General features: G+C 64.4%; 12 protein-coding genes and 1 pseudogene. 11 read left to right on the forward strand and 2 right to left on the reverse strand.

What is annotated here, in order from left to right:
* The first annotated feature begins 50 nt into the window (after positions 1-50).
* The 4 genes and pseudogenes from AB8808_RS00575 to AB8808_RS00590 all read left to right on the forward strand — a co-directional run bounded on the left by AB8808_RS00575 (position 51) and on the right by AB8808_RS00590 (position 2,604).
* Positions 51-596: a fimbrial protein gene (locus tag AB8808_RS00575; RefSeq protein WP_369925830.1), complete on the forward strand. Its 546-nt coding sequence runs from the start codon at positions 51-53 to the stop codon at positions 594-596.
* Between the two features lie 176 nt (positions 597-772).
* Positions 773-979 (forward strand): annotated as a pseudogene (locus AB8808_RS00580) (hypothetical protein); the annotation flags it as partial.
* Positions 980-996: 17 nt separating this feature from the next.
* Positions 997-1,977: a fimbrial protein gene (locus tag AB8808_RS00585; protein ID WP_369925832.1), complete on the forward strand. Its 981-nt coding sequence runs from the start codon at positions 997-999 to the stop codon at positions 1,975-1,977.
* 81 nt (positions 1,978-2,058) lie between these two features.
* Entirely contained in the window at positions 2,059-2,604 is a 546-nt protein-coding gene (locus tag AB8808_RS00590; protein WP_369925834.1) for a DUF2058 domain-containing protein, read from the forward strand.
* Here AB8808_RS00590 and AB8808_RS00595 read toward each other — a convergent pair.
* Both AB8808_RS00595 and AB8808_RS00600 read right to left on the reverse strand, forming a co-directional pair.
* On the reverse strand, positions 2,594-3,655 hold the full coding sequence (locus AB8808_RS00595; protein ID WP_369925836.1) for a bifunctional transcriptional activator/DNA repair enzyme AdaA: 1,062 nt from the start codon (positions 3,653-3,655) through the stop codon (positions 2,594-2,596). The two genes, AB8808_RS00590 and AB8808_RS00595, sit on opposite strands and share 11 nt — an antisense overlap.
* Positions 3,656-3,720: 65 nt before the next feature.
* A complete protein-coding gene (locus tag AB8808_RS00600) occupies positions 3,721-5,064 on the reverse strand; it encodes an MFS transporter (RefSeq protein ID WP_369925838.1) in 1,344 nt (447 codons plus the stop codon).
* 180 nt (positions 5,065-5,244) lie between these two features.
* Between AB8808_RS00600 and cyoA the strand changes: the two genes are divergently transcribed.
* The 7 genes from cyoA to AB8808_RS00635 all read left to right on the forward strand — a co-directional run bounded on the left by cyoA (position 5,245) and on the right by AB8808_RS00635 (position 12,565).
* Complete coding sequence (cyoA, locus tag AB8808_RS00605; protein ID WP_369925840.1) at positions 5,245-6,306, forward strand: ubiquinol oxidase subunit II; 1,062 nt, start codon at positions 5,245-5,247, stop codon at positions 6,304-6,306.
* A gap of 70 nt (positions 6,307-6,376) precedes the next feature.
* The gene (cyoB, locus tag AB8808_RS00610; RefSeq protein WP_369931305.1) at positions 6,377-8,350 is read left to right on the forward strand and encodes a cytochrome o ubiquinol oxidase subunit I; all 1,974 of its coding nucleotides are present in this window, start codon (positions 6,377-6,379) and stop codon (positions 8,348-8,350) included.
* 1 nt (position 8,351) lies between these two features.
* Positions 8,352-8,978, forward strand: a complete 627-nt coding sequence (gene cyoC / locus AB8808_RS00615) for a cytochrome o ubiquinol oxidase subunit III (protein WP_369931306.1) — start codon at positions 8,352-8,354, stop codon at positions 8,976-8,978.
* Entirely contained in the window at positions 8,975-9,373 is a 399-nt protein-coding gene (gene cyoD, locus AB8808_RS00620; protein WP_369925843.1) for a cytochrome o ubiquinol oxidase subunit IV, read from the forward strand. Before cyoC ends, cyoD begins: the two co-directional genes overlap by 4 nt.
* Positions 9,370-10,152, forward strand: a complete 783-nt coding sequence (locus tag AB8808_RS00625) for an SURF1 family protein (protein WP_369925845.1) — start codon at positions 9,370-9,372, stop codon at positions 10,150-10,152. Before cyoD ends, AB8808_RS00625 begins: the two co-directional genes overlap by 4 nt.
* Before the next feature lie 217 nt (positions 10,153-10,369).
* Positions 10,370-11,239: a DUF4189 domain-containing protein gene (locus AB8808_RS00630; protein ID WP_369925847.1), complete on the forward strand. Its 870-nt coding sequence runs from the start codon at positions 10,370-10,372 to the stop codon at positions 11,237-11,239.
* A gap of 81 nt (positions 11,240-11,320) precedes the next feature.
* Positions 11,321-12,565, forward strand: coding sequence for an XVIPCD domain-containing protein (locus AB8808_RS00635; protein ID WP_369925849.1), 1,245 nt, complete (start codon positions 11,321-11,323; stop codon positions 12,563-12,565).
* Positions 12,566-12,583: the final 18 nt, after the last annotated feature.

Consider the following 12,583-nt stretch of genomic DNA (forward strand, 5'->3'; position numbering starts at 1 on the left):
CGACGGCCCCCTCCGGGGCCGTTTCTCAAGTCATACAAAGGGTTAATCGGATGAACCTCAAAGCTATCGCTTCCGCCTTGCTGATCGCCGGGCTTGCCGCGCCATCGGCTTTCGCGTCGACCGGCACCATCACCTTCACCGGCGCCATCACCAACGTCACCTGCACCGTCGACGGCGGCACTCCGGGCAACGGTCCGGATTTCACCGTGAACATCGGCTCGGTGAACGCGGCCGACTTCGGTGACGTGGGTACCACCACGGGCAACACCGGCTACCGCATCTACATCGGCAAGGCCGGCGAGACCACCTGCGCCAACGGCACCAAGGTGTGGGCCACGTACGACACCGGTTCCACGGTCGATCCCCGCACGGGTGCCCTGACCACCACGGGTGGCGCGGCGGGTGTGCAGATCCGCCTGTTCGACAAGAACGGTACGCCCATCGACATCTGGAGCGACACCCAGGACGGCGTGAAGGAAACCGTGTCCGACAACCAGGCCGTGCTGGCCTATTCGGCGTCCTACCAGCGCAGCGGCACCGTGGTGGCCGGCGCGGCCAACAGTTCGGTGACCTACACGGTTCGCTACGAACAGTAAGCAAGGAACTCGACCGCCGGCATGCCCGGCGGTCGAACGGCTCACCCGAAGGAACGCCCGTCATGGAAGCAACGAAACGGAATGTCGCGGGGCTGGCGCGCGCGCTGCTGGCGCTGCTGCTGGTCGCCGCCGTACCCGCCTCCGCGGGGGTGGTGATGAATGCCACGCGCTATATCTATGCCTTCCTGCTCGCGGCGTGGCGCATTCGTGGGCACCTGCGCGACGACACGGGGGATGTCTGGACGCGTGCGGCCAACTACCACTCGCGTACGCCACGTTTCAATGCCCGTTACCGGGCCGACCTGATCCGCCGTGCGGCGCACTGGTCGTCGTGGCTGGATCGCCACTTTCCCACTCACGACGCGGTCGTGGACCACCCACCTTAAGGAACGAGGTTTCCATGCATCACCGAACGATTCGCCGTGCGTCGTGCGCGCTGCCGCTGCTGCTGTTCGCCATGCCGGCCATGGCGATATCCAGCGGGTGTTACTGGCAGGCCGACGGCAATTACCAGCTCGGCCAGACCGCGCAGATTACGGTCAGCAACGCCATGGCGCCGGGCACCGTGGTTCGCGACGACGTGGCCTATGGCGACGGTAACCGGCTGGCGAAATGCGCGAAGGGTTACGCCACGCTGGAAGGCGATTACACCGTGGCGCGCGAAGGCGGCATGGTCCCCCTGACTGTCGGCGGCCAACCCTCGGGCTTCGGCATCGAGGTGTACATCCACGACCTGCGCAACAGCCAGCACTATGAGTTTCCGCACCGGTACCAGCGCTATGTCGGATTGGGCGACGCGGTGATCGGCAACGACGCCGTGGTCGGCTATCGCGTCAAGCGCACGGGCGGTCCGGTGCGCTTCGGTCGCGTCGACAGCCGGGTCATCGCCCAACAGTGGTCCTACCAGCCCGGCAATGTCAGGACCCGGGCATTCCGCCACCTCGTGGTCTACGACCTCCAGTTCGTGCGACCGACCTGCAGCATCAGCGCGGAGTCGCTTAACCAGGTCTTCGACGTGGGCACCTACCATGTCGGCAATTTCGCCACGCCAGAGCGCGCGACACCGTGGCGGGCTTTCCACCTGGTGGTGCAGGAATGCGCCGAACCGGTCGGCATGGTCGCCTCGTTCACGTTCGGAAGGGCTGCGGACGCCGACCCGACGGTGAGCGATCTCTTCTCGCTCAGTGGCCCTCGCAACGTGGGGCTGGAACTGGCCAGCGACGACACCCGGACGACGATCCGGCCGGGTGTGCCGTTCCTGGCCAACGCGCTGGGTACGGGACGTTCCTACGACTTCAACGTGCGCCTGCGCGAGACCGGACCGACCGTGCGTGGCGGTGCGTTCCGGCGCCCCATCGTGGTGCAGGTGGATTTCAACTGAGCCGGCGGGGCGGCAGCCCACCGGCCCCGGTGCGGGTCTTCGGCGCTAGAATCGACGCCCCGCACGTACGAAACCACCGCCATGCGCAATCCGCTCCAGGAACAGCTCCTCAAGGCCGGCCTCGTCAAGAAAGACAAGCTGGCCAAGGTCGCGCGCGAGCAGGCCAAGGCCCGCCAGGGCAAGGCCCCCGCGCCGGATACCGCCGATCAGGTGGACGTCCGCCGGCTCCAGGCCGAGCGTGCCGAGCGCGACCGGGCCATCGCCGCCGAGCGCAACGCCGAGGCCCGCGCCAGGGAGATCCGCGCGCAGGTCCGGCAGATCATCGAGACGACCCGGGTCAAGCGCGAGGGCGATATCGCCTATCGCTTCAACGATGGCGAGAAGATCGCCAGCCTCTTCGTCAACGAGGCGCTGCGTGCGCAGCTTGCCTCCGGCAGCCTGGTGATCGCGCGGGCCGGCGATGGCTACGAGCTCATCCCGCGCCTGCCCGCCGACAAGATCCATGCCCGTGCGACGGACATGATCGTGCTCGATCACGGCCGCAAGGACGGCGATCCGCTGCCGACCAGCGACGATGACGACGACTACTACAAGCAGTTCGTCGTGCCGGACGATCTCACCTGGTAAGCCCCATCACCTTGCGCTCGTGCCGTAGCAGCCAGTCCTTCCGCCATAGCCCGCCGCCGTAGCCGGTCAGCGCGCCATCGGCGCCGATCACCCGGTGGCATGGGATCACTATGGCCAGCTGGTTGGCCCCGTTGGCCCGGGCAACCGCACGCACGGCCGTATGGCGGCAGGCGGCGTGCGCGATGTCGCCATAACTCCGGGTACTTCCGGGCGGAATCGCGACCAATGCATCCCATACCGCCTTGGTGAAGGCGGAGCCGTGACGGGCCAGCGGCGTGTCGAAGGCCAATCGCCTGCCCTCGAAGTAGTCACGCAGCTCGGCCTCGATGCGGTCGATCACCGGGGTACGCCCGAACGTGATCGAAGACCGGGTCGCCTCGCGCAACTTCTTCAGTTCGGTGGGCAGCGCCGTGCGGTCGAAGAACTCCAGCAGGTGCAGGGCGTGGGCGTCTGCCACCGCCAGCATCGTGCCGATCGGTGATTCGATCCAGTCGGCCCGGAGTAGCTCCCTGCCGCGCAGTGCCACGGGCACCTCGCCCAGCAGGCGCACGATGGCCTCGCGGAAGCCGCTGCCGGACCCGTAGCCGGCGGACTGCTGGGCGTCGATGACGCTGGCTCCGGTGGCGAGCCGGTCCATGCCCCGCCCGGCGCGCCGCAGGCGGGCCATGTCGAGGAAGGTGAGGCCGAGGTGGCGCTTGAACGCGCGGCGTACGGTAGAGGGGTCGTAGCCCAGTTCGACCAGGTCGCCCTCCGCCCAGATCCGCTCGGGCTCGGCTTCCAGGCGCATGAGCAGCGCCGAGACCATCGGCTCCCGCTGGCTCACCGGGTCCAGCGGCCGGCAGCGTAGGCACGGCCGGAAGCCGGCCTCGAAGCAGGCGGGCACGGAATCGTAGAAACGGGTGTTCTCGAGCAGCGGCTTGCGTGCGGGGCAGGTCAGCCGGCAGAACACGCCGGTGCTGGTGACCCCGACGAACACATGGCCGTCATAGGCGGGATCGCGTTCCAGCAGGGCGCGGTAGAGGGTGTCGCGGTCGGGCAGGTCGAAGAGCATGCGGCACAGGGTAAGCCACCCCGGCGGGCCCCGCCCACGAGAATCGGGCGGGGATTTGCTTTCTGTCAGGCCTTGTTGCGGTCGGTTTCCAGCGAGCGGTTGATGCGCAGCGCCAGCAGCGTGCAGGCCGCACCGGACAGCAGGTAGACGCTGACCGCGGCCAGGCCGAAGCGCATCGACAGGCCCAGCGCCACCAGCGGGGCGAAGGCGGCACCGAACAGCCAGGCGAAATCGGAGGTGAGCGCCGCGCCGGTGTAACGGAAACGCTTGGCGAAGTTGGCCGTCACCGTACCCGCGGCCTGGCCGTACGAAAGGCCCAGCAGGGCGAAGCCGATCAGCAGGAAGGCATCCTGGGCCACCTTGCCGCCGCCGAGCAGCCAGGGCGAGGCGATGGCGAACAGGCCGATCAGCACCGCCATGGTGCCCAGCGTGTTGCGGCGGCCGAACTTGTCGGCCAGCACGCCGGAGGCCACGGTGGCCAGCACGGCCAGGAAGGCGCCCACGATCTGCACGACCAGAACGTTGTTGATGTCCTGCGAGCGGTTAAGCGTGATCCACGACAGCGGGAAGATCGTCACGATGTGGAACAGGGCATAGCTGGCCAGGGCGGCAAAGGCGCCGATGAACAGGTTGTAACCCTGGGCCTGGAACATCTCGATGATGCCGATCGGTTCCAGCTGGCCCTCTTCGAGCAGCTGGGTGTATTCCTCGGTGACTACCAGGCGCAGGCGGGCGAACAGGGCCACCACGTTGATGGCGAACGCCACGAAGAACGGGTAGCGCCAGCCCCAGCCCAGGAAATCTTCACGGGACAGCTGGGTGTGCAGGAACAGGAACAGCGAGCCCGCGATCAGGAAGCCGACCGGCGCGCCCAGCTGGCCCAGCATGGCGTACCAGCCGCGTTTTTCCTTGGGCGCGTTGAGCGACAGCAGGGAGGGCAGGCCGTCCCACGAGCCGCCCAGCGCGATGCCCTGCAGGAAGCGCAGCAGCGACAGGATCACGATGACCGTGTAGCCGCCGTTCGTGTTGGCCGGCAGGAAGGCGATGCAGACCGTGGACGTGCCCAGCAGGAACAACGCGGCCGTCAGCTTGGTGCTGCGGCTCCAGGTGCGCTGGATGCCCATGAACAGCGTGGTGCCGATCGGCCGGGCGATAAACGCGAATGAAAAAATCGTGAAGGCCAGCAGGATGCCGTCCAGCGGGCTGAGGAATGGAAAGAACACCGACGGGAACACGAGCACGGACGCGATGCCGTATGTGAAGAAGTCGAAGTATTCCGAGGCCCGGCCGATGACCACGCCGACCGCGATTTCGCCCGGGGCGACGGGGGCGTGGCTGGTCTGGTGCTGGCGGCGGACGTCCTGCTCGGCGCCGGCGGCGCCCTCGTGCGCATGGGAAATGGTGGTCATCCTGGGTCGGCCCGGGTGGATAGTTGGCTACAGCATAGCGAAGCGGAGGGTCAATGGCGCGTCGAACGGGCACCACGGGACGGCGGACCGACGCCATGGGACAATGTGTCCTATGGCCTTGGCGGCCTGTTGAGCGTAAATTTTAATGTCCCCACGGTTGCCCCCCTCATGCGAATGTCCATGAAGATGTTGCGCGGATTGCTGATCCCCGCCCTTGCCCTGCTCCTGTCGGGCTGCGATGCCGTGCTGTTCAGCCCTTCGGGCGACGTCGCAAGGCAGCAGCGCGACCTGATCATGATTTCCGTGGTGCTGATGCTCATCATCATCATCCCCGTCATCGTGATGACCTTCCTGTTCGCCTGGAAGTACAGCGAGAAAAACAAGAACCACGGCGGCTACGACCCGGACTGGAACCACTCCACGGTGCTGGAGCTGCTGATCTGGTCCGCCCCGCTGCTGATCATCATCGCGCTGGGCGCCATCACCTGGACCAGCACGCACAAGCTCGACCCCTACCGTCCGCTCGACCAGATCGATGCCTCCCGCCCGGTCGCGCCCGGCACGAAGCCGCTGGTGGTCGAGGTGGTGGCCCTGGACTGGAAATGGCTGTTCCTCTACCCGGAGCAGGGCATCGCTACGGTCAACGAGATGGCCGCCCCGGTCGATCGCCCGATCGAGTTCCACATCACGGCGTCGTCGGTGATGAACGCCTTCTTCGTCCCGTCCATGGCCGGAATGATCTACGCCATGCCCGGCATGGAGACCAAGCTGCACGCGGTGATGAACAAGACGGGCGACTTCGAGGGCATTTCCGCCAACTACAGCGGCGCCGGCTTCTCGGACATGCATTTCCGCTTCCACAGCCTGTCCGATGCCGATTTCGCCGCCTGGGTGGCGAAGGCCAAGGCCAGCGGCGACACGCTCAGCCGCGAGGATTACCTCAAGCTCGAGCAGCCCAGCGAGAAAGAGCCCGTGCATTTCTACGGCAGCGTGGCCCCCAGCCTCTACAACGCCATCCTCAACCGCTGCGTCGAGTCCAACCGCATGTGCCAGAGCGACATGATGGCCATCGACAAGCAGGGTGGCCAGGGCGTGGTAGGTACCTACAACGTCACCTCGCTGGATGCCGCCACCCGTGCGCGGGTGGGCCTGGATACCGCCGGTCCGCGCTACGTGGGTGCGCTGTGCGTCGGCACCGGCAGCGCCGGCCAGCCGATCTCCCCTGCCGGACGTCCGCTTTAACAGCGGCCGCCTGATTTCGATTCAAGCCTTAGCGAGTCCGGTAATGAACATGCCCGATCTAGCCAAACTGATCTTCGGACGCCTCACCATCGAGGCGATCCCGTACCACGAGCCCATCCTGATCGCCACGTTCGCGGGCGTCGCCCTCGGCGGCCTGGTGGTGCTCGGCCTGATCACCAAGTACAAGCTGTGGGGCTACCTCTGGAAAGAGTGGTTCACCAGCATCGACCACAAGAAGATCGGCATCATGTACATGGTGCTGGGCATCATCATGCTGCTGCGCGGTTTCGCGGACGCCCTGATGATGCGCGCGCAGCAGGCGATCGCCTTCGGCGACAACCCGGGCTTCCTGCCACCGCACCACTACGACCAGGTCTTCACCGCCCACGGCGTGATCATGATCTTCTTCGTGGCGATGCCGCTGGTCACCGGCCTGATGAACTACGTGGTGCCGCTGCAGATCGGCGCGCGCGACGTCGCCTTCCCGTTCCTCAACAACTTCAGCTTCTGGATGACCGTGTCCGGCGCGCTGCTGGTCATGGCGTCGCTGTTCGTCGGCGAGTTCGCACGCACCGGCTGGCTGGCCTACCCGCCGTTGTCCGGCCTCGCGGCCAGTCCCGATGTCGGGGTGGATTACTACATATGGTCGTTGCAGGTGGCCGGCGTGGGCACCACGCTGTCCGGCATCAACCTGATCGCCACCATCGTCAAGATGCGTGCGCCCGGCATGTCCATGATGAAGATGCCCGTCTTCACCTGGACCTCGCTGTGCACCAACGTGCTGATCGTCGCCGCGTTCCCGGTGCTCACGGCCGTGCTGGTGCTGCTGGCGCTGGATCGCTACGTCGGCACCAACTTCTTCACGAACGACTTCGGCGGCAACGCCATGATGTACGTGAACCTGATCTGGATCTGGGGCCACCCCGAGGTCTACATCCTGATCCTGCCGGTGTTCGGCGTGTTCTCCGAGATCGTCTCCACCTTCAGCCGCAAGCGCCTGTTCGGTTACGCCTCGATGGTCTATGCCACCGTGGTCATCACCGTGCTGTCGTACCTGGTCTGGCTGCACCACTTCTTCACCATGGGCTCCGGCGCCAGCGTCAACTCGTTCTTCGGCATCACCACGATGATCATCTCGATCCCCACGGGTGCGAAGATCTTCAACTGGCTGTTCACGATGTACCGTGGCCGCATCCAGTTCGACGTGCCGATGCTGTGGACGATGGGCTTCATGGTCACCTTCGTCATCGGTGGCATGACCGGCGTCATGCTGGCGGTGCCGCCGGCGGACTTCCTGCTGCACAACAGCCTGTTCCTCATCGCGCATTTCCATAACGTGATCATCGGCGGCGTGGTGTTCGGCGTGTTCGCCGCCATCAACTACTGGTTCCCGAAGGCCTTCGGCTTCCGCCTCGACCCGTTCTGGGGCAAGTGCTCGTTCTGGTTCTGGCTGGTGGGCTTCTACTTCGCCTTCATGCCGCTGTACGTGCTGGGCTTCATGGGCGTCACCCGCCGCATGAACCACTTCGAGGATCCGTCGCTCGCCATCTGGTTCCGCCTGGCCGCGTTCGGCGCGGTGCTCATCGCCCTGGGCATCGGCTCGTTCCTCGTGCAGATCTTCGTCAGCATCCGCAACCGCGAGAAGCTGCGCGACGTCACCGGCGATCCGTGGCACGGCCGCACGCTGGAATGGTCCACGTCGTCGCCGCCGCCGGATTACAACTTCGCCTTCACCCCGATCATCCACGAGCCGGATGCCTGGTGGGACATGAAGGAGCGCAACCACACGCGTCGCACGGAAGGCTACCTGCCGATCCACATGCCGAAGAACACCGGTGCGGGCATCATCATCGCGGGCTTCGCCTTCGTGCTGGGCTTCGCCATGATCTGGCACATGTTCCTGGTTGCCGGCCTGGCCTTCCTCGGCCTGCTGGTCACCGCGATCGGCCACACGTTCAACTACAAGCGCGACTACTACATCCCCGCCGACGAAGTGGCTCGTACCGAAGCCATCCGCACGGAAGAGCTTGCCGCCCATGTCTGATATGCACGCTACGCCCGCCACCGTCGCGGATGGCCAGGACCTCGAGTTCTGGATGAAGGAAGACCACCACCCGGCCAACGGCACGTTGCTCGGGTTCTGGATCTACCTGATGAGCGATTGCCTCATCTTCGCCACCCTGTTCGCCGTGTACGGCGTGCTCGGCCGCAGCTACGCGGGCGGCCCTTCGGGTGCCGACCTGTTCGAGTTGCCGCTGGTCGCGATCAACACGACGATGCTGCTGCTGTCTTCCATCACCTACGGCTTCGCCGTGCTGGAGATGCAGAAGAACCGCAAGGGCACGATGATGGCCTGGCTGGTCATCACCGGCCTGTTCGGCCTGGCGTTCCTCGGCATCGAGATGTACGAGTTTGCGCACCTGATCCACGAGGGTGCCGGTCCGCAGCGCAGCGCGTTCCTGTCCTCGTTCTTCACCCTGGTTGGCACCCACGGCCTGCACGTCACCTTCGGCATCGTCTGGCTGGTCACGCTGCTGTTCCAGGTGGGTCGCCTCGGCCTCACCGCCGCCAACAAGCGTCGCATCATGTGCCTGTCGATGTTCTGGCACTTCCTCGACGTGGTCTGGATCGGCGTCTTCACCTTCGTTTACCTGATGGGAGTGCTGCCGTGAGCGCGCACATCGAATCGCACGACCACCATGACGATCACGACGACGGCGCCAGCCACAGCACGCTGAAGGGCTACATGACGGGGTTTTTCCTCGCCGTGTTCCTCACCGCAGTGCCGTTCTGGCTGGTGATGGGCAAGGTAATCCCGAATGCGCAGACGCTGGCGATCGTGGTGATGTTCTTCGCTGCCATCCAGATCGTGGTGCACATGATCTACTTCCTGCACATGAACACGAAGTCGGAAGGCGGCTGGAACATGCTGGCGCTGATCTTCACCCTCGTGCTGGTGGTGATCACGCTCACCGGCTCGATCTGGGTCATGTTCCACCTCAACTCGAACATGATGCCGGGCATGACCCACGACATGACCGAGCAACAGGTCAAGAACCTGCCTTGAGCGCGGATGTTCCAACCACGCCGAAGACGCCGCGCCGAACGCGCGGCGTCTTCGTTCTGGGGTTGCTGGCGCTGTGCGGCCTCGTGCTGTTCACCGGCTTCATGGCCCTGGGCACCTGGCAGGTGCATCGCCGGGCCTGGAAGCACGACCTGATCGCCCGCGTGGACCAGCGCGTGCATGCGCAGCCCGTCACCGCACCGGGCCGGCCGCAGTGGTCCACGATCACGACGGCCGACGACGAATACCGGCGGGTGACGGTCACCGGCACGCTGTTGCAGGACAAGAGCGTGCGCGTGCGTGCCAGCACCGAGCTTGGCATGGGTTCGTGGTTGCTGACGCCGCTGCGCACATCTGCCGGCGATGTGGTCCTCATCAACCGCGGCTTCGTCTCCACCACCTGGTGCGGCGGCAAGGCCAGCTGCATGCCAGGGCCCGTCGGTGAAACCACGATCACCGGCCTGCTGCGCATCAGCGAGCCGAAGGGTGCGTTCCTGCAGGACAACGACCCTGCCGGCGATCGCTGGTATTCCCGCGACGTGGCCGCCATTGCCCGGGCGAAGTCGCTTGGACACACCGCGCCATACTTCATCGATGCCGATGCCGCCTCGTCGCCCGGTCATGTCGATGGCAACGACGGTCCCGTGGGTGGACTCACCGTCATCGCCTTTCCGGACAACCACCTGACCTACGCCATCACCTGGTACGGGCTGGCCCTGATGATCCTGCTCGGCGGTTGGGTGGTCTGGAAGGACGAGCGGAAAAGGCGCGCTTCCCGATAGTCTGGGCGGCGTTGGGGGGCTTGGAGGGGTTGGGCTCCGGGGCCTTCGACGCTGGCCTTCGGCGCGGGCTGTAGCGCCGGTATCGTGCATCCGTGGACTGAGCAGCCCTCAGCTCAGGCGGCCCCGGAGCCCAACCCCTCCAAGCCTTCGTACGGTGAGGATCGATCATCGGTGGAGCCTCGGTTATGCTCCGAACTTTCCCAACCGGAATGTGGCGATGACACGGATTTCTCGATGGGCCGCACTGGCTTTGATAGTCGCTACGGTGCCCGCGTTTGCCGCTTCTGCCTCCAAGGGCACACCTCCCGCGCCGCCGGAGGTAGCGGAAACTGCGCCGACCGGCACCACATTAGTGTCCTTCACGACCAGCGGCGACCAACCCGACGCAGACGCAGTGGCCGTATTCGAGACCGCACCGGACAAGGATGGAGTCAACCACCGAACCCTGGTGATGTTTGGAAAGAAGAAAGGCAAATTCATTCCGGACTTTTCCAGCGACAAGCTCATCGCCTGCTCGAAATGCAGCCAATTCCACGACGATCCGTTCGATGGTGACTACGTCAAGGTGGTACCAGGACATGTTCATATCGAGCAGATGGACAGCGGTGAGAAGCCCTCGACGACTTTCCTGGATTTGGTCAGACAGTCGGGCCAGTGGCGTGTGATGAAAGCAGTTCGGGAAACCGTGGTTGCGGGGCGTGGACAGGCAGGATCCAGGAAGCTCGTGCTCCCCATGTCGGGTCTTGCCAAAGACATGGACGCAGAATGGTCGGTGCCAGTTTTCCTCAACACCCTTGTGGTCAACCACAAAAACGGGAAGTTCATGTTCATGCATGGCAACCCCAACCCCGATTCGGTTTGGGAGAAATTGCAGGGGGATTGCAACAAGCAGGACTGCACCGTGCTAATCCAGCAGCAGGACGGCTGCATCTCCCTTGTGCGGGACTCGATGGCTCGCTCGTTCGGTGGCGCAACGACCGATGTCAAAGGCGAAAAGCAAGCTGTGACGCGTGCCCTTGCCGCTTGTAATGCTGCAGGTGGGCAGGCATGCAAAGAAGTTCGCACCGATTGCAACAAGGGTATCTGACGGCCTGAGGGCCATTCTCAAGGAAAAAATATGGACGTTGTGTCAGAGAAAAAGGTGACTCGTCTCGTGGCAAGTCAGGGTATGACTCGCGTTTTCGAGATGGAAGACAGCACCTGGGTGACCGCACAAGACGGGACAGTGTCCTGGCGGAATAACAACCCGGGCAATCTCAAGTTCGAATTCGAAGGAAGTGCCGACAAGACGGTCCACACTAGCCGCTCGAAAGAAAAAGCTTTGGAGCAGGCGCAATCCAGATATGAGGGAATAGTCGCCCTCGACCATTGGGGGAACGCCGTCTTCGAGAGCTACGAGGCGGGACGCGAGGCTCAAAAGAAGCTCGTAGTCGACCAGCACGCAGACCACACCGTCGAAGATCTGGTTAAGGGGTATTCCAAGGCGGACTACAGCGGTACCACGCACCACGACACGCAGGCGAAGACGATCTACGCAACGGCGTTGGCCGAAGGCCACGATCTGCACGGCAAGAAAGTCCGGGACATGAATCCTGACGAGCGCAATGCCCTGCTCGATGGCATTGCTCGTGCTGAGTACTGGAAGGCAGGCAGCACCATTCAATCCCCACCCTTGACTGATGAGCAACTGCGGGCAGCCCTTGGTACACATCCCAAGACCGCCGCGCCTGCGCAAGGTCATGCGGGCGTGCATCGCGCTCACAGGCAAGGCGATCACGGCACGGCTGTTGGCGCACTTCAAACCGACCTCGCCCACCTCGGTTTCACGGCTCGCGATGGAAGCGCCATCCGACCCGACCAACACTTTGGCTCTCGCACCAAGGAAGCTGTCGAGGCTTTTCAGCTGGCACACGGCTTGAAAGCAGATGGCGTGGCGGGCCCAGCAACCAGGGCGGCCATCGACGACGCCAAATTGCACCGCCAAGATGTTCCCACCCTGCTGGATGCCCGCCACCCAGCCCATGGGATCTACGAGCAGGCACATGCGTGCGTGGCGCGCATTGACGAGAGCCAAGGTCGTGCGCCTGGTCTGCATACGCAGAATTTTGCGGGTTACCTGACCTCGGCAGCCATCGCCGCCGGTTACCACCGCATTGACCATGTCGTCCTGAGCGACGATGGTCACCGTGGGTGGGCTGTTCAAGGGGATCTCAAATCCCCATTCAAGCAATACACCGAGGTCGACGTGATGCAGGCCATCCAGACTCCGATCGTGCAAAGCAGCCGGGACGCAGCTGTGAACGTCCAGCACAACGCCCAGCAGCAAGTGCAGGCACAGCAGCAGCAACAGCAACAGCAAGCCCCGCAGCAAGATCAGGTTCCGCCGGTGGGCGGGCCTACGATGGTCAGGTAAGAGACCCGCAGGCGATTT

Origin of the sequence: Xanthomonas sp. NCPPB 2632 (assembly GCF_041228075.2) — a bacterium.
In the GTDB taxonomy this organism is placed as follows: Bacteria; Pseudomonadota; Gammaproteobacteria; order Xanthomonadales; family Rhodanobacteraceae; genus Luteibacter.

Bases quoted from the DNA above. Each gene is read 5' to 3' on its own strand.
- cyoC (WP_369931306.1), top strand. From the start codon at position 8,352: ATGCACGCTACGCCCGCCACCGTCGCGGATGGCCAGGACCTCGAGTTC.
- AB8808_RS00635 (WP_369925849.1), top strand. From the start codon at position 11,321: ATGACTCGCGTTTTCGAGATGGAAGACAGCACCTGGGTGACCGCACAA.
- AB8808_RS00595 (WP_369925836.1), bottom strand. From the start codon at position 3,655: ATGCTCTTCGACCTGCCCGACCGCGACACCCTCTACCGCGCCCTGCTG.
- AB8808_RS00575 (WP_369925830.1), top strand. From the start codon at position 51: ATGAACCTCAAAGCTATCGCTTCCGCCTTGCTGATCGCCGGGCTTGCC.
- AB8808_RS00630 (WP_369925847.1), top strand. From the start codon at position 10,370: ATGACACGGATTTCTCGATGGGCCGCACTGGCTTTGATAGTCGCTACG.
- AB8808_RS00590 (WP_369925834.1), top strand. From the start codon at position 2,059: ATGCGCAATCCGCTCCAGGAACAGCTCCTCAAGGCCGGCCTCGTCAAG.
- AB8808_RS00585 (WP_369925832.1), top strand. From the start codon at position 997: ATGCATCACCGAACGATTCGCCGTGCGTCGTGCGCGCTGCCGCTGCTG.
- AB8808_RS00600 (WP_369925838.1), bottom strand. From the start codon at position 5,064: ATGACCACCATTTCCCATGCGCACGAGGGCGCCGCCGGCGCCGAGCAG.
- cyoA (WP_369925840.1), top strand. From the start codon at position 5,245: ATGAAGATGTTGCGCGGATTGCTGATCCCCGCCCTTGCCCTGCTCCTG.